Origin of the sequence: Pedobacter sp. PACM 27299 (genome assembly GCF_001412655.1) — a bacterium.
GTDB lineage: Bacteria > Bacteroidota > Bacteroidia > Sphingobacteriales > Sphingobacteriaceae > Pedobacter.
Window position 1 is genome coordinate 5,082,663 of record NZ_CP012996.1, and the last position, 26,997, is coordinate 5,109,659.

The 26,997-nt window shown below is 38.8% G+C and carries 23 protein-coding genes; 11 read left to right on the forward strand and 12 right to left on the reverse strand.

Annotated features, from left to right (window positions below):
• The first annotated feature begins 70 nt into the window (after positions 1-70).
• Both AQ505_RS21380 and AQ505_RS21385 read left to right on the forward strand, forming a co-directional pair.
• Positions 71-592 (forward strand): acyl-CoA thioesterase, encoded by a 522-nt coding sequence (locus AQ505_RS21380; protein WP_062550058.1) that lies wholly within the window; start codon positions 71-73, stop codon positions 590-592.
• 41 nt (positions 593-633) lie between these two features.
• Entirely contained in the window at positions 634-1,830 is a 1,197-nt protein-coding gene (locus AQ505_RS21385) for a sodium:proton antiporter (RefSeq protein ID WP_062550059.1), read from the forward strand.
• Here AQ505_RS21385 and AQ505_RS21390 read toward each other — a convergent pair.
• Positions 1,827-2,243 (reverse strand): EVE domain-containing protein, encoded by a 417-nt coding sequence (locus AQ505_RS21390; protein WP_062550060.1) that lies wholly within the window; start codon positions 2,241-2,243, stop codon positions 1,827-1,829. The genes AQ505_RS21385 and AQ505_RS21390 overlap by 4 nt on opposite strands.
• 403 nt (positions 2,244-2,646) lie before the next feature.
• A complete protein-coding gene (locus AQ505_RS27395) occupies positions 2,647-2,778 on the reverse strand; it encodes a hypothetical protein (protein WP_442952128.1) in 132 nt (43 codons plus the stop codon).
• A gap of 103 nt (positions 2,779-2,881) precedes the next feature.
• On the opposite strand from AQ505_RS27395, the gene AQ505_RS21400 reads away from it, so the two are divergent.
• From AQ505_RS21400 to AQ505_RS21420, 5 genes are all read left to right on the forward strand, one after another.
• Positions 2,882-3,196, forward strand: coding sequence for a transposase (locus AQ505_RS21400; RefSeq protein WP_062550062.1), 315 nt, complete (start codon positions 2,882-2,884; stop codon positions 3,194-3,196).
• A 239-nt stretch (positions 3,197-3,435) separates the two neighbouring features.
• Complete coding sequence (locus AQ505_RS21405) at positions 3,436-4,059, forward strand: IS3 family transposase (RefSeq protein ID WP_231634953.1); 624 nt, start codon at positions 3,436-3,438, stop codon at positions 4,057-4,059.
• Positions 4,060-4,340: 281 nt separating this feature from the next.
• A complete protein-coding gene (locus AQ505_RS21410) occupies positions 4,341-4,910 on the forward strand; it encodes a hypothetical protein (protein ID WP_062550063.1) in 570 nt (189 codons plus the stop codon).
• A gap of 10 nt (positions 4,911-4,920) precedes the next feature.
• Complete coding sequence (locus AQ505_RS21415; RefSeq protein ID WP_062550064.1) at positions 4,921-5,439, forward strand: hypothetical protein; 519 nt, start codon at positions 4,921-4,923, stop codon at positions 5,437-5,439.
• Between the two features lie 549 nt (positions 5,440-5,988).
• Complete coding sequence (locus AQ505_RS21420) at positions 5,989-6,342, forward strand: hypothetical protein (protein ID WP_062550065.1); 354 nt, start codon at positions 5,989-5,991, stop codon at positions 6,340-6,342.
• A 40-nt stretch (positions 6,343-6,382) separates the two neighbouring features.
• Here the strand turns inward: AQ505_RS21420 and AQ505_RS21425 are convergent, their stop codons facing one another.
• Positions 6,383-6,787: a hypothetical protein gene (locus AQ505_RS21425; RefSeq protein ID WP_157262505.1), complete on the reverse strand. Its 405-nt coding sequence runs from the start codon at positions 6,785-6,787 to the stop codon at positions 6,383-6,385.
• Between the two features lie 319 nt (positions 6,788-7,106).
• Here AQ505_RS21425 and AQ505_RS21430 point away from each other — a divergent pair, with 319 nt between their 5' ends.
• Both AQ505_RS21430 and AQ505_RS21435 read left to right on the forward strand, forming a co-directional pair.
• Entirely contained in the window at positions 7,107-7,673 is a 567-nt protein-coding gene (locus AQ505_RS21430; RefSeq protein ID WP_062550067.1) for a Crp/Fnr family transcriptional regulator, read from the forward strand.
• A 121-nt stretch (positions 7,674-7,794) separates the two neighbouring features.
• Complete coding sequence (locus AQ505_RS21435; RefSeq protein ID WP_062550068.1) at positions 7,795-8,124, forward strand: DMT family transporter; 330 nt, start codon at positions 7,795-7,797, stop codon at positions 8,122-8,124.
• Positions 8,125-8,233: 109 nt separating this feature from the next.
• On the opposite strand, the gene holA is transcribed toward AQ505_RS21435, so the two are convergent.
• Positions 8,234-9,259: a DNA polymerase III subunit delta gene (gene holA / locus AQ505_RS21440; protein ID WP_062550069.1), complete on the reverse strand. Its 1,026-nt coding sequence runs from the start codon at positions 9,257-9,259 to the stop codon at positions 8,234-8,236.
• Between the two features lie 56 nt (positions 9,260-9,315).
• Here holA and AQ505_RS21445 point away from each other — a divergent pair, with 56 nt between their 5' ends.
• Both AQ505_RS21445 and AQ505_RS21450 read left to right on the forward strand, forming a co-directional pair.
• Positions 9,316-9,777 carry a type I restriction enzyme HsdR N-terminal domain-containing protein gene (locus AQ505_RS21445; RefSeq protein ID WP_062550070.1) on the forward strand — a complete coding sequence of 154 codons (462 nt, stop codon included), beginning with the start codon at positions 9,316-9,318 and terminating at the stop codon, positions 9,775-9,777.
• Between the two features lie 83 nt (positions 9,778-9,860).
• On the forward strand, positions 9,861-10,085 hold the full coding sequence (locus AQ505_RS21450) for a DUF6965 family protein (protein WP_062550071.1): 225 nt from the start codon (positions 9,861-9,863) through the stop codon (positions 10,083-10,085).
• Between the two features lie 86 nt (positions 10,086-10,171).
• Here the strand turns inward: AQ505_RS21450 and AQ505_RS21455 are convergent, their stop codons facing one another.
• The 8 genes from AQ505_RS21455 to AQ505_RS21490 all read right to left on the reverse strand — a co-directional run bounded on the left by AQ505_RS21455 (position 10,172) and on the right by AQ505_RS21490 (position 26,820).
• Complete coding sequence (locus AQ505_RS21455; RefSeq protein ID WP_062550072.1) at positions 10,172-12,841, reverse strand: valine--tRNA ligase; 2,670 nt, start codon at positions 12,839-12,841, stop codon at positions 10,172-10,174.
• Positions 12,842-13,150: 309 nt separating this feature from the next.
• Positions 13,151-15,307 carry a S9 family peptidase gene (locus tag AQ505_RS21460; RefSeq protein WP_062550073.1) on the reverse strand — a complete coding sequence of 719 codons (2,157 nt, stop codon included), beginning with the start codon at positions 15,305-15,307 and terminating at the stop codon, positions 13,151-13,153.
• A gap of 76 nt (positions 15,308-15,383) precedes the next feature.
• Positions 15,384-17,837, reverse strand: a complete 2,454-nt coding sequence (locus tag AQ505_RS21465) for an outer membrane protein assembly factor BamB family protein (protein ID WP_062550074.1) — start codon at positions 17,835-17,837, stop codon at positions 15,384-15,386.
• A 281-nt stretch (positions 17,838-18,118) separates the two neighbouring features.
• The gene (locus AQ505_RS21470) at positions 18,119-19,921 is read right to left on the reverse strand and encodes a RagB/SusD family nutrient uptake outer membrane protein (protein WP_062550075.1); all 1,803 of its coding nucleotides are present in this window, start codon (positions 19,919-19,921) and stop codon (positions 18,119-18,121) included.
• Positions 19,922-19,932: 11 nt separating this feature from the next.
• Positions 19,933-23,412, reverse strand: coding sequence for a TonB-dependent receptor (locus AQ505_RS21475; RefSeq protein WP_197286253.1), 3,480 nt, complete (start codon positions 23,410-23,412; stop codon positions 19,933-19,935).
• A gap of 140 nt (positions 23,413-23,552) precedes the next feature.
• Positions 23,553-24,464, reverse strand: a complete 912-nt coding sequence (locus AQ505_RS21480) for a FecR family protein (protein ID WP_062550076.1) — start codon at positions 24,462-24,464, stop codon at positions 23,553-23,555.
• Positions 24,465-24,569: 105 nt separating this feature from the next.
• Positions 24,570-26,003 carry a glycoside hydrolase gene (locus tag AQ505_RS21485; RefSeq protein ID WP_231634954.1) on the reverse strand — a complete coding sequence of 478 codons (1,434 nt, stop codon included), beginning with the start codon at positions 26,001-26,003 and terminating at the stop codon, positions 24,570-24,572.
• 274 nt (positions 26,004-26,277) lie between these two features.
• Positions 26,278-26,820 (reverse strand): RNA polymerase sigma-70 factor, encoded by a 543-nt coding sequence (locus AQ505_RS21490; RefSeq protein ID WP_062550077.1) that lies wholly within the window; start codon positions 26,818-26,820, stop codon positions 26,278-26,280.
• Positions 26,821-26,997 lie beyond the last annotated feature (177 nt).

Here is a 26,997-nt window from a genome sequence, read left to right on the forward strand (position 1 = left end):
TGTTTAAAAAAACAGGCTGATCCTGAAATTACTCCATCTATGTTCATTTTTACTTACTTTTGCAGAGATTATGAGTACAAAGATAAAAAGCCCGAAAGAGTCATTTACCATTATGAATGAGTTGGTACTGCCGAATGATACCAATACATTGAACAATTTAATGGGAGGCCGATTGCTCCACTGGATGGACATCGCCGCTGCTATTTCTGCGCAAAAACACTGCAATAGGATCGTGGTTACTGCCTCAGTAGACAATGTATCTTTTAAACAACCCATCAAACTGGGCGATGTAATTACCATTGAAGCAAAAGTAACACGCGCGTTCAATACCTCAGTAGAGGTTAGATTGGATGTCTGGGCAGAAAATATTCCTTCCGGAGCACGTGTCAAATCAAATGAAGCATATTATACGTTTGTAGCCATCGATCAAAGTGGCAGAACCATTCCTGTTCCTGAAATATTGCCAGAAACTGAAGATGAAATTGAATTATTTGCCGGTGCATTAAGAAGAAGACAGCTTCGTTTAATCCTGAGCGGTAAAATGAAAGCAAACGACGCTAAAGAGCTAAGAGCTTTATTTTTCGAAGAATAAAATAAGATATCAATAAATTAGATAGGAACCAAAAGGAAAATATGACGACATACACCACATTAATCATTTTAAGCGGACTTGTCATATTTTCCTATCTATTTGATCTTGTTGCCAGTAAGACCAAACTTCCCTCCGTTTTACTGCTGTTATTATTGGGCATTGGTTTACGTGTCCTGGTAGATAAGCTCCATTTACACACCTTCGATTTCCTGACGATCCTGCCTACTTTAGGTACAGTCGGTTTGATTTTAATCGTTTTTGAAGGTTCCCTCGAACTTAAATATGAAAAGGAAAAAAATAAGCTGATCAAAGGGGCATTTTTTTCCGCTTTTTTCGTGTTGCTGGCCACCGTATCCGTGATCACCTTTATCATTTACCAGATCACCGGAAAAGAATTATACGTTTGTTTCACAAATGCCATTCCTTTCAGTGTGATTAGTTCGGCCATTGCCATTCCCTCGGCAGCTGCATTAAGTAAGAAAAGCAAGGAATTCATCATTTATGAATCTTCCTTTTCAGATATTTTAAGCATTATTCTTTTCAATTTTGCCATTACGAATCCACACATTTCGCTGTCTTCTTTTGCAGGATTGGGATTGAATACATTGTTGATTATTGTGTTATCAGCGATTTCCTGCATTACTCTGCTGTATTTAATGGGCAGAATTTCACACCACATTAAGTTTTTCCTGATCATTTCTATTCTGATTCTGGTGTATGCTATCGGACAGTCTTATCATTTATCTTCATTAGTCCTCATTCTCGCTTTCGGTTTGTTCTTAAACAATGCAGATACCATTAAACATGCCTATTTCAGGAGCGTTTTTATTTATAAGAACTTATCAAATGACTTAACGCAGCTGTACCAGCTTTCTGCTGAAAGTGCCTTTATTATTCGTACGTTTTTCTTTGTGATTTTTGGCTTTACAATGAATATTTACGCCTTGGATGACGTGCCAGTAATTGCCAATGGATTGATTATTTTAGCGACCATTTTTTTCATTCGCTTCGCTTATCTGAAGATTTTCAGAAGAGAAAACAGTGGTTCAGAAAGCTTTATTGCACCTAGAGGGTTAATCAGTATCTTACTGTACTTTAACCTACCTCCAGCATTAAAAATACCAGAGGTAGGCACGGCTTTTCTGTTCCTTGTGGTACTTGGATCCAGCCTGATTATGAGTGTCGGATTGCTAGCCGCAAAGAAAGTCATCCATCCTGCAGAAGATAAGGTTCATTAAACAGAACCCATTTCCAGGATCTTGTCAAACTCTTCCGCTTTCAATGGCATCACTGATAAACGTCCTTGTCTAACTAATGATATGTCTTGTAAGCTTTCTTCTGCTTTGATTTGCTCTAAAGATACCGGTGTTTTTAATGCCTCCACTGGCGCTAGATCTACTACCACCCATTTAATATCATCCGTAGTAGGATCCTGATAAAATTCTTTTACCACTTTGGCAATTCCGACTACATTTTTACCTTCGTTACTGTGGTAAAACAGGACTAAATCGCCCTCTTTCATAGCTTTCAGGTTGTTGCGCGCCTGGTAATTTCTTACGCCATCCCAAAAGGTACGTCCGTCTTTATTAAACTGATCCCAACTGTATTTAAACGGTTCACTTTTTACTAGCCAAAATTGTGTATTTTTCATATTCTAAAGGGGTATTTCTCTCATTCATTGACAAAACCGTTGACAATTTACTATTAATTTATCTATAGATTTAGACATCAAATACTAGAAATGATGGATAAAAAGTCTACAAATATCTTCCTTAGAGAGTGGAACGGCATTGAATTTAAACTCTCAATTCCGACAAAAATAACAAACAGCAACAAACCTTTCATTTATTTTTATTTTCCCGATCCTTCCAAAGGAGATAAACTAGTTAGAATCAGAAAAGGTGGTGTGAAGGATTCACCGAATAAAGTGAAAAAGTTCATTAAAAAAATCTTTTGCTTGCATCTTTTAAATTCCTTTCTCTCATTTACATAAAAATGGGATCTAAATTTTTACCTCAAATCCCATTTACACAGTTTCTTGGATACTGCCATTTTTAAAGAAATGCAGATAAAATTAAAATTCCAAAAAAGATTAAGCTAAAAATTGACAATATACTCCATTTCTCTTTTGTTTCAAATTCATCAATTGGTTCTCTTTGTTGTGATGCTGGGCTAAATAATACCACAACTACTATTAATACCAATATACAGATACTAAAATAACTCCAGTGGAGTTGCTACATTTGAGTGGACAGTAAGTTAAGTGAATTTTATAACTTAACAGAAATTATGTCACGAGAAAGAAAAACCTATCCGAAAGAGTTCAAGCTGATGAGCGTTGAACTGAGTAATACCCGAACAGATCTGAGTGCGCTGGCCAAAGAACTAGATATTAGTTCGGCATTGTTATACCGTTGGCGGAAGGAATTCTCTAGCAAACAAGGCAGTAGCTTTCCTGGAAAAGGGAAAGTTATACTCAGCTCAGCTGAGCAAGAGTTGGCTTTATTGAAGAAAGAACTGCGTGAAACGCAGATGGAGCGCGATATTCTAAAAAAGGCTATCAGCATTTTCTCCAAGGGCGACAACAAATATTCGGGTTCATAAAGGATCATAGCAGGATGTTTTTAGTTGGGAAGATGTGCTCAGTATTTAAAGTAAGTAGAGCTGGATTTTACAAATGGACAATCAGCAGTCCATCAAAAAGAAATATTGAAAATCAGATAATTGAAGCAGAGGTTTTATTAGCTTTTGAAAACAGCAAAAAGATATATGGTAGTCCCTGAATTACCCTGGAGCTCCGTAAAAAATCGATTATGATTTCCAGGCCAAGGGTTGCCAGAATCATGAGAAAAGCAAAGCTGAGAAGCATTGTGAAGAAAAAATTTAAGGTTACGACAGACTCTAGCCATAAATTCCCTGTTCCGGATAATGTATTGGACCGTGACTTTAAGCCAGGAATATCGGGTGCTGTATGGGTATCAGATATTACTTATATCAGGACCAGGCAAGGCTGGCTGTATCTGACAACGGGGATCGATCTAGGTGATAGAAAAATCATTGGCTGGGCATTAAGTGCAACGATGAAAGCATATGACACAGTAATCCCTGCCTTTAAAATGGCACAATCAAGACGACCGATTACTCAGAAGATTATTTTTCATTCTGATCGAGGTGTTCAATATGCCTGCAATGAATTCCGATGGTTGTTGGAGAAAAACTCATTGATCATAAGAAGCATGAGCAGAAAGGGTAATTGTTGGGACAACGCGGTGGCAGAGAGCTTCTTCAAGACACTTAAAGCTGAATGTATATATCAGCAACAATTTACTGACAAAGAGCAAGCAGCCCGCATAGTTTTCGAATATATTGAAACTTGGTACAACCGTAAAAGACTACATTCTGCCCTCGGATACTTGTCCCCAGAGGAATTTGGAAAAAATTTAAACAAACAAAATATTGCAGCTTAACTGAATGTCTACTTTATTGTTGCAATTCCAGAATCACCCTGCATAGGAAAAGTGTTCCATGTGTAGAACTTCCACCTGTAATTATCACCCCTGAATTGGGTCAGCCTGGCCTTCCAGAACGATCTTCTGGAGCTGGAAGTGGTGGTGGTAATTATGCCCCCCAAACCTGTAACCCCGACCCAAATTACAAAGTACCTACCACACCTCCACCCAAAGGTAAATAATGGCTCTCACCATGTCCTCCTCCTATCGTTAAAGAACCATTAGAGCAAAAAAGAGAGGTGAAAAATGAGGTTAAAGATCCTTGTATAAATGAGGCAGTTGAAACCGCAAGAAACGCAAAAAATACAATAAGAGACATGCTTAATAATACGTTCAGTGGAAACGAATATGAGGATAGTGATATTACATTTAAAGATGTAACGACACTTCCGGATAACATCGATGGAACAAGCAGGCAAATAAATAGTAAGATTTTTGAAATTGAATTAAACAAAAATAAGCTTCTAGGAAGATCAAAGGAATATATTGTGGCTACTGTATACCATGAGGTATTACATACTTACCTGGATACAAAATACCCAAAAGGTTTAGATGGAACAATATCAATTGGAGATGGTCATTCCAAAATGGCCGATGATTATATAGCTTTGTTGACTGGATCTTTAAGGGTTGCATTCCCATCATTGAGCCTACAGGATGCATGGGGTTTATCTTGGGGCGGCTTACAGTTTACCTCATTTTATAAGAATAAATTAAGTGATAGTGAAAGGGCGGAGATTGAAGATATCAATGAACAGCACAAAAAGTCGACTCCTAGTTCAAAAAGAAGAGGCGTCTTTTGTGAATAAACTAAAAACAATGAAATTACACCTAACCATTTACTCATTCCTGATGCTAAATTGCCTATTTGGCTACGCGCAGGATAGCCTAAGTATTAATATTAGTCCAAATAAAAAAGCACTAGATATACGTCTTCCAATAATAAAAACTATCGGAGGGCATCTTAATTCCGACCTTTTATTCAAAACCCCTAAAAATCAAGCTTATTTTATTTCTATCGCTGTAGCTTTTGATAAACTTGGAAAAATAGATACCGTATATTTCTCTAAGGATATGTCCAGTCGCATAATTGAGACGATCAAACCTGACCATGAGCTAATTAAAAAATTAAAAGACTTAAAATTAATATCTAAGGAATATTCCTCAAAGATAATTATTTTTCCAATTTTATTCCGAAGACAAGCCGATCAGAAAATAGATAACATGAATGATTTTTTAAATAGTTTTGAGAATTTATGGCCAAACTTCAACGCATTAGAAAAAAGACCGATTATACTTTTAAAACCCTTTATAAATTCATATCGTGAGGTGCATTAGTCTTTTAATTAGATATTAATCTCTCTTCTTTGAAAATGAGGAACTTTAACGTAAGATCCGAATATTGATCATATCTTATGATTAGACTTAAGATGATATTAATTACTTGCCTAAGCCAAACTGGTCCCCTTAACACTTTTCAAGAAATTCTGGCATAAACGCTCATGTGGCAACCGTTCCATCTATTTATACAGAATTTATTGACTTAGTTAGGTTGAAAGTTTTCCTAGTCACCAAAGGACATAGATGTAATGTGAACAAAAAGTAAATTTGGACCATTAAAAGGAATTTGGAAGTTGACCATCATTAATAGTTAATATAAAAAGTTATTTAAGACATAATTAGGGATTAATGATCCCTAAATTAACTTCAATTAATTTCTTAAATATTCAAAATCATGTACCTAATTCAATAGCCCCAACGCATCAAAAGGGATGGAAATTCCTCTAATGCTCTCAACGAGCAACCGCTGTATTAAAACCTGAATTAAGGAATAATATTGCTATGAAATAAACTTTCTCATTTCCTGAATTTTAATATATTTATAGTATGAAAAAAATGCTCTTAATCTCCATTGCAGTATTAGGTCTTTCTGCCTGTACTAAAAAAAAGCCCTTTGAATCTGTAAAATCAGGAATGAACACTGCCAAAGTAACTGAATTGGTTGGTGAGCCCACGCAGAAAATGCCGATGATGATTGCGGAATGGTGGGTGTATCCTGATGATAATAAAATGATTATTATGGTCAATGATACCGTATCAAAAGTGGTGATCGATTTAAAGTCAGTACAAGACAGTATGCAGTCTGTAACCGGAGACCTTAAAAATCTAAAACATCAGCTGAATAACCAGATGGACAGTATGCAAATTCAGTTGAAAAATCAGCTAGATAGCTTAAAATAACGCAGAAGATACTGTTTAAATCTTTGGAGGCAAGCAGTATCTAATCTTTGTATACTTTTTCCTTACAAATCTGATTTAATACCTGCCTTAACTCCTCCGGCTTATGGGTTCCAATTAAGAGTTTCTGATCATTGTTAAATTCCAACTGTAAACCTTTGTTTCCGGAAACATTCAATGCACGCCCATTTCCCATCAGTCCGTATCTGATTCCCCAGCCGCCATACTCCATAATTGGGCTATACTTTCTGACATAAGCTTTATTGATGCTTTCCCAAGGATAAAACCTGAAGGATAAATGAAAAGGATAAAACCGAACATGAATTCCTTTATCACTGATTTGAGTCTCTAAGCAAAGAATAAAGAAGAAAATAGTGATCAATAAGGAAACCGTAACTGAGATCACTAAAGCGGTATTGCTCATCGGGTGATCTCCAATCTGTTTCATGATAATGAGCTGCCTGAAAGCTCCTGTTAGAAAGAGCCCATTTATAATCAGAAAGATCAACCAAAGCCACCACTGCCTGAACCTTTGTTTCTCGGAAAAAATAATACTCTCCCCCATTATTTCATCTGTTATTTTGTAGGAATTAAATCTCTAAAGATTGCTTTAATTATTTTTAAGCTATAAAACAGCTTTATAATCAACAATTTAGCGATAATCATTTACAATAAGCATAAAAAAAACAAAAGCACGATCATTTCAAATTCTATATTTGTACAAACGATTATAAAAATACTTTTCGGTAAAACTACATCCACCACAAATGGAAACCATCAAGCAGATCATCACCAATATTACGCCCATTACCGAGCCCTCTTTAGAGAAGTTAGCCAGCCTTTTTGTGGAAATAAAATATCCCAAAGGGCATCTATTGTTCCGTCAGCATGAAGTGGACCGTACAGTATATTTTATAAAATTGGGTATGGCCAGAGCGTATTATCGTACTGAAGAATCCGATGTAACGTTTTGGTTTGGCAAGGAAGGAAGCTCTGTTTTTTCTTACAATAGTTACATCAATCAGACGCCAGGCTATGAAAGTATTGCATTATTAGAAGATGCCATGCTCTACCGAATAGACCATCATCAGTTGGAAACATTATATACTACTGATATTGCCATTGCCAACTGGGGAAGAAAACTCATAGAAAAAGAGATCATTCTGGTAGAAGAGCGTCTGATTTCAAGGTTACTGCTCAATGCCAGCGAACGTTATAAAAATCTGATGGACCATTATCCGGAACTTTTACAGCGTGTGCAGCTGAATTATATCGCCTCCTATTTAGGCATTACCCCCGTTTCTTTGAGTAGAATCAGAGCTGAAATCAAGTAATTATTGAATCTCCTTGATTTCTTATCATTTGTTTAGTCGGTTTTTATGCTCAAATGCGGAAATTTGCCTTCACATTTACCGAAGCCTGAAATTACAGTAGCCGGCAATAAAAAACAATAAAATGAACTGGATATTTTTAATTCTTGGCGGTCTTTTTGAAATCGCCTTCGCTTCCTGCTTAGGAAAAATGAAAGAAACTACTGGAAACGCGACCCTGATGTGGGGTGCAGGTTTCTTAGTCTGCCTGACCATCAGTATGGGCTTATTGCTTAAAGCAACTCAGACGCTTCCTATTGGAACAGCGTATGCGGTGTGGACGGGTATTGGAGCCGTAGGAACAGTATTAGTTGGGATTTTTGTGTTCCATGAACCAGCTACTTTCTGGCGAATTGTGTTCATCACGACACTGATTTGTTCTATTATCGGCTTAAAAGCAGTTTCTTCTCACTAAGGAACTAAAAAAGATAATTATAAAAAAGGAGGCTCTGGCCTCCTTTTTTCGTATCTATAAAATTTTCAATGTCTGTCTTAATTGGCTGATTAAAGCATTTGCTTCGCAACTAATGCAGCATTTTAAAGAGCAATTCTTTCAATAATTCACCATCCGTAATGTTCCCAGTACTATCTACGCCCTTACTTTTAAGGTCATATTCTCTCAGCAAGCTGATGATATCGAAGGTTTTATTCAGGTTATAGCTGCGTGATGCAGTTTCGTAATCTTTGATAAAGTAAGGATTAACCCCCAGTTCTTTTGCCGCTTCTGCTTTATTTGGCAGATAATGATACTTGAGAATTTTTGAGAAATAGGCATTCAGGTTGGCCATCACCATCACCATTGGATTCGCTTTAGGATTGTCGGCGAAATAATTAATGATCTGGTTACACTTCAGTACATTCCTTATGGCCAATGCCTTTTGTAGCTCAAATACATTATATTCCTTACTGATCCCTATATTTCGTTGAATCAAGTCGGTATCTATGGTTACTTCTTTACCAATATTGAGCAGCAGTTTTTCCACTTCATTGGCGATCTTAGAAAGATCAGCACCTAAATATTCTGCCATCAGTGCGGAAGCCTGAGGAGCAATCTTATAGCCTTTCTCTTTCACAAAATCTTCGATCCAGGCCGCCAATTTATAATCGCGTACTAGATCCGATTGAAAAATCACCCCATTTTTGTCAATGGATTTATAGATTTTCTTTCGTTTATCGAAATTGGCGTATTTATACCCCAGCACCAGAATTGTACTTGGAAGCGGTTTCTCAAAATAGCTTTGTACAAACTCTGCTTCCTTGCTGCTTCCTTCTGCTTCCTTGGCCCATTTAAGGTCCTGTGCTTCCTTCACCACTATCAATTGATAGTCTGACATCATTGGGTAGCGTTTCGCCGCATTCATGATCGTAGCCATGTCTGTATCCTTCCCATATAAAACGGTCTGGTTGAATCCTTTTTCCATATCGCTCAGCACGTTTTCTTCCATATAATGGATAATCTGGTCGATATAATAAGGTTCTTCACCGTGTAACAGGTAAACAGGCTTAAACTTTCTGGCTTTAATGTCTTTGATTATATTGGCAACACTCATATATTTATCCAAATGTAACGGCTAAAAACTAATTATTAAAGGTTATTTTTGCACAAATGGCATTTAACCCTACAGCGCTGAACCTTCCACAGTATCCTTTTAAAATTACACTGAAGGATAACAAGCACTTTATTTTCGACGAAGTGCGTAAGAAACACCTGGTTCTGACTCCGGAAGAATGGGTGAGGCAACATTTCATTCAGTATCTTATCTTAATCAAAAAATTCCCCAGAACACTGATTCAGATCGAAGGGGGGCTAAACCTCAACCAACTCAGGAAAAGAAGTGACATTGTTATTTTTAACACTTCCGGCGAGCGAATTATGGTGATCGAATGTAAAGCCCCTGCTGTAAACATTACCCAGGCGGTTTTTGACCAGGCCTCCCGATACAATTCTGTTCATAAAGCCAAATGGCTGGTCGTAACCAATGGCTTAAAACATTGCTATGCGATGATCGATCATCTGGCAGAAAGCTTCCAATTTATTGAGGAATTACCTGAATATCAGCAGCTCTAAGAAGAAAACATACTGATCATTCAAAAAACAAGCTAATCCTGAAAAAAACAAGGAGTAAATTATATTAGTATTACCTTTGCATCATGACTGTTTCCGACTTAGAAGACTATTTTTCTGGTATTAATTTACCGCAAACCCTGGAACTCTATCCAGGAACTATATTAAATGATGTCCCTCACTGTGTAGATACACATCTTAATGTATTAAGAATCTATGGTAATGTCAGGCCATACGAATGTTTTTACGATCGATTGATTAAAATCAAAGACATGGTAGAACAGGAACAAGAAAACTCAGAAGAATCTTAAATATCAACATGACTATAAATGAAAAAGACAACCTGATGAGGGTTGTCTTTTTCATTTGATCATATATCAAAGGGCATCATTAACGATTACCCTAAAGATTCGATTTGTCCTAAAATAGTACTGATTTTAGATTCTGCGTCTGCCTTTTTATTGCGTTCATTCTGAATGATCTCAGGTTTCGCATTTTGAACAAAACGTTCGTTGCTCAACTTCGCATCTACCGACTTCATGAAACCTTGCAGATAAGTCAATTCAGCATTTAGACGTTCTTTTTCTGCTGCTACATCAATCGTTTCATTCAGTTGAATAAAGAATTCATCTTTTCCAACCATGAAACTCACAGCACCAGCGATTTTATCTGTTACAAAGGTTACTTCAGCAATATTTACAACTTTAGAGATCACATTGAACCACTTTTCATAATCCAATCCAGAGTTTACCTTAATACTCAAAGGCAAAGCATCTTTTGGAGAAATTTGTTTGGTGTTACGTACATTTCTGATCTCTGCAATCAGTCCTTTTACGATCTCTACATCTTTCAATAATGGCACATCAATTGAACCTACAACAGGATATGAAGCTACAATACAGCAATCCATCTCTCCTCTTGCACTGAACAACTCATCATGCCACAGCTCTTCCGTAAGGAAAGGCATATATGGATGTAAAAGCGTCAAAATCTTTTCAAAGAAACCGATGGTGAACTTTAACGTTTCTGCATCAATTGGATGCTGATAAGCAGGTTTTACCATTTCCAGATACCATGCACAGAAGTCATCCCATACTAATTTATAGGAAGTCATTAACGCTTCTGATAAACGGTACTGTTTAAAGTTATCTTCAATTTCTACTAATGCTTCATTGAAACGATTTTCGAACCATGAAATCGCTTGTTGATTTGGATTCGGCAAAGTATAATCTACTTCCCATCCTTTTACCAACCGGAATGCATTCCAGATCTTATTAGCAAAATTCCTTCCTTGTTCGCAGTAACTTTCATCAAACATCAAATCATTTCCTGCAGGAGAGCAAAGCAGCATCCCAACACGTACCCCATCAGCACCGTATTTTTCAATCAGTCCGATTGGATCAGGAGAATTCCCTAATGATTTAGACATTTTACGTCCTTGTTTATCCCTAACAATACCTGTTAAATAAACATTCGTAAATGGCTTCTGACCGCGGAACTCATGTCCAGCCATGATCATTCTTGCTACCCAGAAGAATAAAATCTCAGGAGCAGTCACCAAATCATTGGTCGGATAGTAATAATTGATTTCTTTATTATCTGGGTTTTTAAATCCATCAAACACAGAAATAGGCCATAACCAGGAAGAGAACCAGGTATCCATTACATCAGGATCTTGATTTACAAACGGAGCCAACTGGTTTTTGAAACCATTTGCTTCTTCTTCCGTAAACGCACCATCAATATCTTTTAGCTTTAAAAATTCCGTTAAAGCTTCTTCTTTAGTTTTTGCAACTACCCAGTTCCCCTGATTGTCATACCAGGCCGGGATTTGTTGTCCCCACCATAACTGGCGACTGATATTCCAATCACGGATATTTTCCATCCAATGACGATAAGTGTTCTGGAATTTTTCTGGAATTAATTTCACATCACCATTCAACACATCTTCCAATGCAGGCTTCGCCATTTCGTCCATTTTACAGAACCATTGCATAGATAGTTTTGGCTCAATTGCCGCATCTGTACGCTCAGAAAAACCTACCTGTGATTTATAGTCTTCTACCTTATCCAGGTGTCCAGCCTCATCCAATAATTTGGCTATCTTTTTTCTCGCGATAAAACGATCTTCACCCACAAGAATCTGTGCCAGCTCATTTAAAGTCCCATCGTCATTTAAGATGTCAATTACCGGTAATTTATGTCTCAATCCTAATTCATAATCGTTCAGATCATGCGCCGGAGTAACCTTTAAACAACCTGTTCCAAAGTCCATCGTTACATAATCATCCTCAATTACAGGAATCTCACGGTTGATCAACGGTACAAACACTTTCTTCCCTTTCAGGTGTGCATAACGCTCATCATTTGGGTTCACACAGATGGCTGCATCCGCCATAATGGTTTCCGGACGCGTAGTGGCAATAGTCAGAAACTCCTGATCATTGCCTCCCGCAACTGTATATTTGATATAATATAGTTTTTGATTTACCTCTTTACGGATCACTTCCTCATCAGAAACAGAAGTTTTTCCTGCCGGATCCCAGTTCACCATCCTTACCCCGCGGTAAATTCTTCCCTTTTTATATAAATGGATGAAACAGTCGATTACCGCAGCAGACATATCGTCTTCCATGGTAAAACGAGTACGCTCCCAGTCGCAGCTGGCACCTAATTTCTTCAATTGTTCCAGAATAATACCACCGTATTTTTCTTTCCATTCCCATGCATATTTTAAGAATTCTTCCCTTGTCAGGTCCTTCTTGTCAATACCACGTTCTTTTAACATCGCCACGACTTTCGCCTCTGTCGCAATAGACGCATGGTCAGTACCAGGTACCCAGCATGCATTTTTACCTTGCATTCTTGCCTTACGAATCAATACATCCTGAATCGTATTGTTCAACATATGTCCCATGTGCAATACACCTGTGACGTTTGGAGGTGGAATTACAATGGTATATGGCTCGCGTTCATCCGGTTCAGAATGGAAAAAGTTCTTTGACATCCAGTAGCTGTACCATTTATCTTCGGTCGCTGCCGGGTCGTATTTTGTGGAAATGCTCATTATTACGAAAAAGTATCTGTTGAGATGCAAAAATAGCTTTTTAATTCAGAAAGAGAAAAATTCGGGTTACTACTCGCCGACTCAAATCTTTTGCTAAAGGGCAAAATATTTACAGGTCGGCTCCTAGCATTCCCTCATTTTTAGTTAAGCGGCCCCTCGAACAACTGACATCCTGCATTTCAGTCCTCCAGGGACCTTAATTAAAAAAAGCGGGTTTGTGCTTTGAGGGCCTGTAAAATCTTGTTTTCAAAAGATTTTGAGACCGAAAAGTACAACCCGCTTTTTTAGCAGTATTAATTTACTAACTCCTTATTTTTTCAGGTTCTGCATAAAGTAATCTGTTACTTTCTGATAAAGATGAACACGGTCCTTGCCAATCACATTATGCTCATGCCCCGGATAGATCATATAATCCAGCTGAATATTCTTATCCACTGCATGTTTAATAAAATCAACGGTATGCTGTTGTACAACTACTGGATCCTGCACCCCGTGAATCAATAGTAATTTACCTTTCAGGCTGCCCACATGGTCAGATAGATTCGTTTCTGCATAGCCTTCAGGATTCTCTTTAGGTGTATCCATATAACGTTCCGTGTACATGATTTCATAAAAGTTCCAATTGATGACCGGGCCACCAGCAACCGCAGCTTTGAATAGACCTGGTTCCTTTAGCATCACATTTACGGTACTAAAACCGCCAAAACTCCAGCCAAATAAGCCCATATTACTAGGATCAACATAGGATAATGATTTCAGGTAACCTACGGCTTTTTTCATATCTTCCAACTGAACGGCACCAGCATGTCTAAACATCGACTGCTCAAAAGCTTTTCCTCTATTGTCACTGCCGCGGGTATCCATAGTCAACACTACAAAACCCTGCTGTGCCATATATCTGAACCAGTAATCACCGGCACCAGCGTTCCAGCTATTGCTAATTAATTGTGCATGTGGGCCACCATACCAGTAAACAATTACCGGGTATTTTTTCGTACTATCAAAATTTAGGGGCTTGTAAATACTGCAATAAAGGTCATCACCAGTATCACTCTTAATGGTGAAAATGGATGAGTTTTCAGTAGCATATTGCGCCAGCGGATTTGCTGCTTTCAATAATACCTTAGTTTTTTCGGTAGCCACTTCCAGCAACTGGATTAGTTTTGGTACCTCAGGACTGCTGTAATTATCAATCACTGTATTTCCTGTGCTGCTGATTTGCGTATTATGCACTGCAAAACCTTGCGTAATCCGTTTAGATTTTGCCGATTTTAAATCCAATGAATATAAATTTCTTGTAATTGGAGATTCTTCAGTAGACACATAAAACAGCTGATCACCTTTAGGGTTAAAGCCTTTCACTTCTGTTACTTCCCAATTGCCTTTCGTCAATTGTTTCAGAACTTTTCCTTTTAGATCATATAAATACAAATGATTCCATCCATCTCGGTTACTTTGCCAGATAAATTTAGAAGGATCTGTTTTAAGGAATAACATAGGTACCAATGGCTCAACATATTTTTCATCTTTCTCTTCAAAGATAGTTTTAACAAAATCACCTGTTACTGCATCATATTGATTTAGTTTCATGTGGTTTTGCTCGCGGTTTACGATCGCAATAAATACAGATTTATCATCCGGGCTCCATGCAATATTGGTCAGGTATTGTTCTATCGGTTCGCCGGTTTTCAGGTATACCAACGCTTTTGTAGCTGGATTATATACTCCTACTGTTACATGGTGACTTTTGTCGCCTGCCATCGGATATTTAATATTGACATTTTTGGCCGGACGGCTTGTCCAATCTGAGATTGGGTAATCTGTAACCATACTCTGGTCCATCCTGTAGAAAGCCAGCAGTTTACCACTATTACTCCAGAAAATCCCTTTTGAGATCCCAAATTCTTCTCTATGAACAGAAGAAGCATACACAATATCTGCAGTTCCGTCTGTTGTTACTTGCTCAGCAGTAGTTCCATTAGTAACAAAAAGATTGAATTTATCCAGGTAAGCCACATAGCCGGCTTTACTTTCTTCGGCATTTGTTTTAGCAGCAAGTTCTGCGCTTAGCAATGTTTTAAAAGTGTTATTAACAGGATTAAAGGCCATTTTAGCACCTTTAACATACATAATCCAATCAGCCCCCTGATTAAACTGAATCACTGGCATCGTATTTAGCGTATCCTGTTGAACTGCGCGAAGCTTTTGATTGAGTTGTCCGAGTGAAAGAAGCGCTTGTTCTTCTTTTGCTTTAAAGTTTCCCGACATCCATACCGGTCCATTGGCCTGACGTTTGGCATACACATAGTTTTCTGTTCCGTAGATGAACTGCAGCTGTGATAAATTTTCAGGTGCAAGAGTGGTACGGGCATTACTCATTGCGTCCTGCATGGTCAGCATTTTATTCTGGGCAACCCCATAAAATGAGAGGGCCACCAACTGACATAGTAAGATAAATTTCTTCATTGTTTTCTAATTGATGGCCCAAATGTAACAATTAACCAGGTATCCCTGTTAAACTGCAACAACATTGCAACATAATTTACTTTATTTCGAACCCATACACGTTACCAGCAAAATCAGCTAGAAAAAGCTGTTTTCCATTTAGTGCAGGATCAGCAAATACTGGTGCTCCCAGGTTTAGTTTTTGTAGTACTTCTCCTGACTTTTCATTGATCACATATAAATGACCATCAGAAGCTGCAAACAGCAAATCATTTCCATATTTAACGACGGTACTTTCTACGGTGGCAGCTCCCGGACCAGTATAAGGTGCCGAATAAACCAAAGCATTGCCGGTAGGCCTATTCCATACTTCTTTTAATGTTTTCAAATCGTAAGCAACAACGCCATTTGTAGAAGTCGGCATAATCAGATGCTGATCTGTAATTAAAGGAGTTGCCATTACTTTAAAGTCGTAGGTCCCCTCAATTTTATCTATATTTTTTCCTGTTAAAGGATCCAGGATAAATATGGCATTCAAGCCTGTGATGTATACTTTGCCTCCTTTATAAATTCCTGTGCTGCTTCTAAAACGAAGTCCCTCATCACTTCTTTTCCATAGCAATTTCCCGGTTTTACGGTCATGACCAAATAAACTCTGCCAGTTACTTCCAGTGATCAGAACCTCTCCTGCCATTGTCATTTTCTCTGGTGTTCCTTCTCCTCCAGTCCAATCTTTATTGATCCAGATTGTTTTTCCGGTAGCCACCTCTAAAGCCTGCAAATAAGACCCTGAACCAGTATAGTAGATACCTTTGTCGGCAATACCCCCAGATATATAACCGGGAAGAGTTTTCATTCCCAAGTCCTTTTTCCAGATCAATGCCCCATTGTCAGGTTTTAATGCATAGGTAAATCCTTCCATATCCGTCCCTAAAATTATCCCTCTTTCATCAGCAAGCGTATGTTTTATAGAATTACGCGTTTTATAATGCCATAAGATTTTGCCAGTTATAGGATCTAAAGCGCTAATCCCACATTGCAGGTTATTCGCATCATCAATAGTGGCAACAAATAATTTACCTTCGGCAAGTAAAGGACTGCCTTTCCATATACTTCCTTTGATATTGTTTACCCATTTCAAGGCTAAAGCAGTCGCTTTTCCCTGGTTAGACTCCACAGATCCTATTGAAGCAGCAGAGTGTAATCCTGAGTTCGAAGACATTCCCATCCTTGCATTTACTGGTAAAATAAAAGCTTGTTTTTCGATATGCACCCTTCCACCGTCATAAGTTACTTCCGTTTGAATCATATAGGACTTACCTTTAGTGATTTTAGCAGCAGGCACTTTTCCATACCAGCTCCAATCTGTATTTGCAGTTAAAGCTGAGACTGCAATCTGGTTTCCTTTTTCATCATAGATGATACTTTTGGCTGATTTCACTACATTTTCAGTATCGTAAATGTTCGCAGAAATCATCAAATTACCATCTTTCACTATTATCATATCTGAACCATTAGGGCTATTTACCACTAGATGATCATGTAAATAAGTGTAATGAGGCTTAATTTCTTTTACTCCATCCTTATCAATTTCTATGGATAAAAACTGTCCGGCAGAGTTGTCGATCCCCCCCATACTTGGCGCGGCAGAAGACACATATTGAATCCCCGTTTTATCACTTTTCCTGACAAAATTATTGTGCCAGTGGCCATAAACCCAGGCTTTCAAATTATTTTCATTCAGGTTGATGGAGTCATTTTTCCCTTTCAATACAAACTGATCATTATAGGTCAGCAGATCATGGTTAAAAATGATCACCGGTTTATTTTTATCGGTGGCAGCAAGGTCGTTTTTCATCCAGCTGATCACCTCATCAACCGTATAAGAAGGCTGTACGTCACCGGAGCGCATTGGCGTCACAATAAAATGTGCCGGACCGGCATCGAAGGAATAATAAACCGGACCAAAAAGACTTTCAAAAAGTTCTTCCCCATAGGCACCTTTTACCAGGTCATGATTTCCAATACAGTAAAAGATTTGTTTCCCCAACGCTTCTGGAGTCACCTGATTTGCATGAAAATTAAGCCCTTTTTCATAACAGATATCGCCCGTATGAACAATAAAGCTAACCTCCTGATTCTTCGAAAAATTCTTCAGGTTGGTAATCCAGTCGTTGTATTTGTCGGTTTCGGTATCTGTAATTTGCAGCATCTTCACCGAAGAACCTGCACTGGTAGGGTCTGGAAGCAGACCGAAATTATAAGCTTCTACCTTATCTTCAATTTTAAGGTAATGTTTTGCACTCAGTTTATACCCGGCAGGAACCGTGACAAATATAAAGCGGTTTTTTGTATGCCCTGGTAAGGAAAAATTGCCGTTCATATCTGTTTTTAAGACATTTTGTCCATCGGATACGGAAACATCTTTCATACCCTTTTCGCCTGCGTCCCAGGTTTTATTCTTATTCTCATCCAGGAAAACCTTCCCTTTATATTGTGCTCCCGCCACATTGGCCAGGAGCGCAAAAGCTACTGTAAAAATTAATCTCATTAGGGTTTCATTTAGTGTTTATGGTAATTGTGTGTGGTTCATTTCATCAATTGATCGTATCGTATAGGACCAGGTCAATTGGTGGTTTATCAATAGCTCATTCATACATCATGACATCAACATATCATAATATCAGTATATTATGATATCAGTTCTTAACAGCTGATGTGATTGCCAATCTGAATTCACCTGATACCAATTAAAAAAGCAGCAGGTATTTAGACCTGCTGCTGTATAAGGGGCATTAAATAACAGTTCAAAAATACCTTTTCCTGCTTAATTTACCAGCCAAAAACCTGTTTCAGCTGAGGATTAGCGACCACTTCTCCTACTGGGATTGGTCGGTAATAATATTTCGGGCTAATAAAATTCCTTGGCTGATCTCTGTCTCTGGTAAAGGCAATAAAGCCTGAATTACCATTGCTCAGGTAGAAATTCTGATCTTTTCCAGCTTTATCTTTCAGGTAAAACTTCGACAATTTTGCTCTTTCTTCCGCTGGAATACTGGCAATTGAAGATTCATCATCAGGATGAGGCAGAATGGCAATATCAGGTTTCCCGTCGCCGGTAACATCCATGGCACCCAATGCAGGAACATACATTCCCTGCTGACTGTCCTGGAATAAATTACCCGATTTCCAGCGCATTAAATCACTAAAACGGAAACCTTCACAAGCAGTTTCTACCCTTCTCTCACGACGTATTTCCAGCAATACCGCAGTGCTTACATTTGGATACATTGCAGCCAGAACAGGATCTACAGCTACCCCCATATTCAATGGAGGCATTTGTACACGGCTGCGTAATAGGTTGATGGTCTGATCAAGATCTATCTGACTGATACTTCCTAATTCTGCTTTTGCTTCTGCATTGATCAACAATATCTCCGCATACCTAAAAACTGGCAATCCAGTATAATTTGCCTGCCATCCTTGTCTTAGTGCCGGATCACGAGGGTAAAACTTGATTTGATTGTATCCACCTAAAGTTGCTTTGATCACATAAGGCTCATTAAGTGTATTGAATCCTCTGAATGCTGGGTTAATAATCGTTTCCGCCATCCTCGGATCGCGATCCTTAAATACTTCCGTATAAACCTTGGTATTATACCCCGGACTGGAAGTAAAAGGGCTCCCATCTGTTTTCAAATAGGTATCTGCAAGACTTCTGCTCAGCGACCAGGTATAATCAAGAACCGTATGGGTATTATTTCCTACGCCCAATTCTCTGTTATAATCTGCCCACATGATCATTTCCTTGTTGCCGGATAGCGTAGGACTTGAAAATAGAGACCTATAATCCGCCGCACCATTTCCAGTACTCAGCAATTCAAAACCACCTTCTTTCATAATTTTGTCGGAAGCCGCTACTGCAATATCTAAGAAACGCTGATAATCACTGGTCAATCCAAGTTCATCATGATACTTTCTGAATGTGCCTTCATGTAAAGCAAAACGAGACAATAAAGCCAGTGCCGCCCATTTCGTTACCCTGGTTTTCGTATCTTTTCCTTTTGCATCAATTTTGATATTCGTTGCTGCATAATTCAGATCGTTCAATACAGAATCAACAACCAATGCTCTTGGGTCTTGTCCTTTGTACAATTCAGGATCATTTTCAGACAGAACATGGCCATACCAAGGTACATTGCTATATTTTTTTATTTTATCGAAGTAAAACATCGCGCGGAAAAAGCGTGCGATACCGACATAATGTTTGATCAATACTGGATCGCCTTTTGCCTGTCCAATATGATCCAGCATAAAGTTGACCCTTCTTAAATCTTCCCAATCATCTTTTCCCCAACCGCCAACGTTAGCGGCAGATAATCCTCCTCTGACTAATAAATCGACCTCTCCATTCGCATTATAATTTGAAATATTGTCTGAATTAATATCAGAATAATTGGGTTCAATTTGTTGGTAAAAACCATTGCTATAAGTTTCTAAATCTGCTGGTGATTGAAAGAATACGCCTTCAGTAATTTCGGTTTCCGGGTTTCTCTGCAGGAAATCTTTCTTGCAGGCCGTCATCCCTATCGTCATCAATCCTAGTGCAAGGATATAAGTTGTTTTTAGTTTCATGAGGTCTTGCGTTAAAAATTAAGGTTTAAACCAAGGGAGTATGTTTTTTGGAAAGGATAGACTTTTCCGTCCAATCCTTCAGGGTCTAACCTGGCTTTGATGTGTGAAACATCAAATAAGTTTTCTGCACTGAAGTACACCCTAAGCTTGTCCATCTTCATCTTTGTAGTTAAAGATTTAGGAAGTGTATAACCAAGCGTTAGATTTTTCAACCTCAGGTAAGAAGCATCCTGCAGGTATCTTGTTTGTGGATTTCCCAATTCTGACTCATCTTCCGCGATATAAGCTTTTACACGTGGAAAATAGGCATTTGGAGTTTCCGGAGTCCAGTGGTCCAGGTTGTGTACCTGCACATTGGTCCATGGCTGCGCGTACACGCCCCAGAAATAATGGTTACTTGCATTGGGATACCAGTCTCTTTTACCCACGCCCTGGAAGAACATCCGGATATCAAAACCTTTCCATCCTGCACCGAGGTCAATTCCATATTGGTATCTGGCCGTGGTATTTCCAATGATTTTTTGATCTCCATGGTTCGCAAGGGTATTGTCACCTTTGTCGATTTTACCATCACCATTCAGGTCTTTAAACTTTAAATCACCTACATCAAACAGGTATCCGGTATCATCAGCACCTACTGCACTTTGGTCGGCATGGTTGGCAATTTCTTCTTTAGATTGGAAAAACCCTTCTGTTTCCAATCCCCAGATTTCTCCAAGTTCTTTACCTACATAGTATCTTTCGTTACCAAATTCATCTTTACCAATCTGTCCGCTAGGGTTGTCAAACTTGGTAATAAAACTACGGCTATCGCCGATATTAAATCCGATGTTATAGTACAGCTGACTGTTACTCACCATAAAACCATCTTTCCATCCGATTCTCAATTCCCATCCTTTAGTTTTCAAATCAGCCGCATTTACTTTGGGTTCAACTGTTCCAAAAGGACCCGGCAAGACCTTACCTTTGGTCAGCATTCCTTTGGTATACCTGGTATAGCGATCAAAATTCAGGTCTAATCTGTTTTTCAGCAAACTTACATCCACACCAAAGTTCAGGGTAGAAATTCGTTCCCAGGTTAAACTATTGGCTACTGCGCCTGGAGGATTTACGGTAGTCGGTTTACTTCCGTCCAGAATCTGCCCAATAGTACCTGGTTTCATTGTTGGGATATAGTAATAAGCGCTCACATCCTGATTACCCAATGCACCATAAGAAGCACGGAATTTCAGTAAGTCGATTTTTAGCTTTTCCGCTACAGGTTTAAAGAATTTTTCATTACTGGCTACCCATGCCACAGAAGCAGAAGGGAAAAAGCCCCATCGATCATCAGCAGGAAAACGGGAAGTACCGTCATAACGGCCATTTAATTCCACAATATACTTGTTGTCGAAAATATAGTTGAAGCGATAGAACCAACCCCTAACCGCCCAATCTTCAATACTTTCTTCTGCTTCAAATGCACCTGTAGCCAGATTGATAGAAGGCAATGTTGCACTGATTAAGCCTTTTCGAGATACCGAGCTGTAGTTCCAGTTTCTGGTTTCCTGATTAAAACCGGCAAGAACTTGCAAGTAATGCTTTTCATTAAAGGTTTTGTGGAAGTCGGTATAGATATTGTAAATATTGTGTCTGATGTGTCTATCTACATTCCTTGCCGATCCTGCTGGATCGCCGCTATAGCTAATCGCCGAATTTGGTCCTGTTTTATAAGGAATAGGGAGGTCATAGGATCTTCCGGCACTATCAATTTTTCTAACTGTGGCGTCTGCTTTTAAATCCCAGATGTCTTTTACCAGAGATGCTTTTGCAGTAAAAGTGGTCTGAAAGCTATTTCCTCTGGTTACTCTGCGGCCGCCACTTTGCATTTTACCCAATAAAGCGGCTCCAGTAGAAGTCCAGCTGCCATCCGGATTGGTAGGCACATCCAATGAACTTTGTCTGTTTACGTTATGAAAGAAACCCTCTCCATTATAGGAAGGCTCATCATAGGTACTGGTCATAAAGGAAGTATTATTTCCTATGGTCAGCCATTTCGATAAATTATAATCTGCTTTAGCGCGAAGGTTGTAACGGTCGTAAGTATCGTTTCCATACTTAAACATCCCTTCGTTTCTAAAATATTCTGTAGACATATAATAGCTTAGTTTATCATCTTTTTTGGAGATGTTCACATTGGCATTATAAGTCGGGGCAGATGGATTATAAACTTCGTCCATCCAGTTTGTACTGCCATAATACATCCAGGCATTTTTATCTGTTGGAGAAATAATAACTGATGGTAAAGAAGGATCTGCGGCAAGTTTCCTGGCATACTCCCTATCGCTTTCCGGGAATAAGTTATATAAAGGATAAGCGGCATCATGTTTATATTCCATTACGGTCAACGGATCAGTCACCACTTCCGGCACTTTACCTAATTGTCTGATGGCATAATACGTATTAGCGCTAATCTTCAAATCGGTACTCTGTGCTGATTTAGTAGTAATTAAGATCACTCCAAAAGCACCTCTTGCACCATAGATCGCTGCCGATGCCGCATCTTTCAATACCGTTACATTCTCAATATCTGCAGGATTTAAAGCCATCAGCTCCTCATTCGTAAAAGGCACGTTGTCCACTAAAATATAAGGAGAACCACCATTTAGAGAGGTAAAACCACGGATGTTAAATTTTGGCGCTTTGTTCACCTGACCACTGGAAATGCTGATGTTCAGGTTGGGAATCAATCCTTGCAAACCTGCACCAACACTGGTAATCGGCCTATTGGCGATTTCCTTACCGGAAACACCGTCTACCGCACCGCTCAGATTTACCTTTTTCTGTGTACCATAACCAACTACAACTACCTCATTCAGAAATTTTTGGTCGTCTTGTAAAATCACATTGATCTGTTTACGCGTACCGATCACGATTTTTTGCTCGGTCAGACCAACATAGCTGAACACCAATACATCTGCCGGCGAACCTGCTTCAATCTGGTAGTTACCATTTCCATCAGTGGTTGCAGTTTTTGGCGTTCCCATAATTCGAACTGAAACTCCTGGAATAGGCAGTCCTTTTTCGTCAGTCACCATCCCTTTAATCAAAATCGCTTCGTTTACCCAGGATAAAACCGGTAAGGCATCCTGATCACGTCTTCTAAAGATCACGACATTATTTTCGGACTCCCGATAAGAAAACGGAGTGCCATGTAACAGCTCCAGCAGCACCTCATTTAAGGGCTTACCGGATACGTCCATCATGATTCCTTTCACTTTTCTCAGCTCATTGTTATTGTAAGAAAAATCCAGATTGCTGCTTTTACTGATTTTCTCTATTGCTTTTTCTAAGGATTCGCCTTTTAGGTGAACACTCACCTTAACATTTTTTAGCCGCTGACTAAATACCGTTTCCGCAAATAAGGTTCCGGCGGTAGTCAGCAATGTGGCAAACACTATTAATCCTACTCTCATCATCTTAAGAATTAGTGTAGTAATGTTTTTTTTCATATTTTTATTCGTTTTAAAATTTCATTGAAACATAGCACGGCCATCTGGAGAATTTTTCGAAGAGTTACCCAAATGCTGTACATTCTGATCAGTATCTGCGCTAACAGATACTGATCTTCTTTTTTAATACTATTGACCGATTAGTTACATCCACTACCTGTTATAAGCACCTCCTTTTCTTTGTTAATTTGGTAAGTAATTCCTTGTATTTCCTTGATGAGGTCCAGTACCTCTGTTAAGCTTTGATGGGTGTTAAAGCGAATGCTGTTCTGACAATTTTTAAATTTCTGCTGATCGTATTTGATCTTTACCTGATAGGTGTTTTCTATGGCAAGCACGAGGTCTTCAAAATAAGCGGCATTCAGGATCACATTGCCGTCATTCCATGCCATACGCTCAGTTGCTTTTACTTTTAATACTTTGGGTTTCCGGTGATCTGTGTTGTAAACCACCTCTTCATTTTTGATTAAAACACTGGTTTGATCGTGTTCATCTGTTACCGCCACCTTTCCTGTTACTACGGCTACACTTCTTGTAGACAATGCCTGATAAGATTTTACGACGAAGGAAGTTCCGAGCACATTGGTCTTAATTCCTGAAGCTTCTACTACGAAAGGAACCTTATCATCATGAATGATGTTAAAAAATCCCTCTCCATCTACCAGATAGACCAATCTTTTCTTTCCGAATTTTTTAGGGTATTTAAAAGTACTGGCAGAATTTAACCATACCGTAGAGCCATCTGGCAAGACCAGTTGTCGGGTCTCTCCTTTTGGAACGGTTACCGTGATGTAATTGCTATTATAGGAATAGTAAAACAGCAGACCTGCTGAAAGTATGAGGAAACTAATTGCTGCAGCCATACTCAGCATTGCTTTCTTTCTTTTCAGTTTGACGCTATGCTGCTGTTGCTGCTGGATTTTTTTGGTAGCCTGTAAACGTCCCAGGATTTCCTGACGTATGGCCTCTTTATCATTTTCACCCTTAAAAACACCGGAAGGACCATTGATTCCGAATTCTTTATACAGGTCGTTTTTGTCTTTTTCGTTCATATACTAAATACATAACGAACGAGGTAGAAAGAGGTACTATGAGAAAGTTATTTTTTTTGAAAATAGGCAGCAGCTCTAGCCTATGCTACAGCTGCTGCCCATTATTTAATTTTTTTGACCGGTAAAAGTGGTCACACTCTGAGCAGGAACACTAATCGTAAAACTGCCATCTGCGGCTGCACTTAAAGTACTTCCTTGCTGCCAATGTGCCGTATTACCTCCTGAAGTCTGAAAACTCAGCAATGTTCCAGCCGAAAAACCTTGTAAGCGTAAGGTCGTGCTGATCGCATCCGTACCAGGATTGATCACCACCAAACTGAACTTCCCTGTATTCGGATCTTTATAAGCAGAAACTTTTAACACAGAATTGTTTGCTACAGTACTGCCAAACCTGTAGTAACCGGCGTGGATATATCTGGAAAACTGTCCCATTATGTCGTAAGTTTTTGGAAAATCCAGGGAACCATCGCTGTTTGTACAGATCAGAGATTCATTATTACGAATGGCCAGCATCCCAAGCCAGTATACAAAAGCGTTGACATTACATTCTGCTAAGAACTTATGCATACTGGTCGCCAGTTTTAATCCACCAACAATGGTATTGTCATAACTTCCGCTATCATCAGAAGTTTCTGTCATCCATACCGGTTTATTTGCAGTAGCATAATTCCAGGTCACCGGATTCTGATTTAAGCCCCGTTTTCCGCCAATTAACTCGCCAACTTCCACATAACCATGTCCGGCAAGAATATCTACATTACTCCTGTCCATACCGGAAAGAAAAGTATTCGCAGTACCCCAGGCCGCGTTCTCAGAAGAGAGAATTTTGGTGGTACTCAACCCTGCCTGGTTTAGTGCCGGTCTTAAATTATTGGTTACAAATTGTCCAAGATGTGCCGAAGTCCAGTAAGAAGCATCCCAGTCTGAGAACACATTTTCAGGTTCATTGGAAGGAGAAATTGCATAGAAATTCACACCTTCATTTTGGTAAGATTTCGCAAATCCAGCCAGATACTTTGCAAAATCACTGGAGCTGGTACTGAAATTCAATCCATTAAACCACTTTGCACTTTCAACATTCGGATTTGTTTTCATAGACAAAGGAGGTGTCCAGGTACTGGCAAACGTAATGGGTACCTGATAACGTTCTTTAATCTTTTTCAAAATCCATAACTGTCCTAAATGTTCCTTTTGAACTGCCGTAAGTGAAGTATAGCTGGTACTATTTACATCTACATCGATATCTACCCCAGCTGGCTTGATGGTCACTACTCCCGTCTGTTTGTTAAAAGGATAGGTATGCAGGACTTTTCCTCGCACCATATTTAACTGTAAACCTGAATTCCCCCATAAATAAGACATAATACTATCTCTTTTTGGAGATTCAAAAAATGGCACGATACGTCCGCCAAAAGCGCCAAACCCATCAATACGCTGATAAGTTTGCTCCCAGTTGATGGTGACTTCTGCTGCACCAGCCGCTGCCACAGCCAGCTGATTTGCTTTTAATTTTCCGGAACCTGGAACCAGGTCTTCCATTGTTTTCTTTTACAGCTTCCGGCCAGGACGAGCGTTAACATGGCCAAAAAAGTTAATCGTAGGTTGTTGCACCTCATAATTCATTTAATTTGAGTTCACGTTGTACAAGCCATTATTGACCTGCATTTTCATTAAATAATTTAGGACATCAATTGGGGAAGCATCCGAAAATACCACACCTTAAAAGCGCTTTTTTTGTTGTCTTGTCGTATACTAAATACATAACTAACTTAAACAAAAGGAGTAGGGTAAGTAAATACTTTTTTATCCAATTTTAATACAATTGGCATTTTACGCGAAGTCTTTTCAATGCGCTGGTAATTTGATTTTTTACCGTTTGAGACGAAATAGATAATTTTCCGGCAATCTCATTCACAGAAAGTTCTTCTTCTCTGCTCATTTGAAAAATTTTACGCATACCAACGGGCATGTTCTGTATTTCCAGACTCAACTGGCCGGCCATCTCCTTTGTAGTGTATTGCTCAAAAAGGGAATGCTCTGTTTCCTCGGTAATCTTTAAATATTCCACATCATGTTTGACGCGTAAGGTTTGCCGGCGGTTGAGATCCGTCAGCTTATTTTTTAAGATGGTATAGATAAATCCAATAAAAGTGGTGGTAATTTTTAAAGTATGGCGTTTTATCCAGATCACCATAAACAAATCGTGAACCACATCTTTTGCCTCCTCTCTGTTGTTCAGCTTTTTGCAGGCAATCGCATATACCACATCCCAATAGCGTGAATAAATTTCATTAAACGCGTCATCATTGTCTTCTCTCAATAAGGCCAGCAAAGCCAGGTCTGTAAGCTGTTTCAATAAATGGAGGTCTTAGGTGCTGTTATATTTGGTGATCCAATATATAAATTAATTACAAAAGTAAAGGAATAGAAAAGCAGAGCTCCCCCCTTTATCATTAAGTTTTTATTAAGTTCTTGTACATAAAAACAGATGATAACTTCATTTATCAATTCTTAGCGTTTTTTTATCACCTTC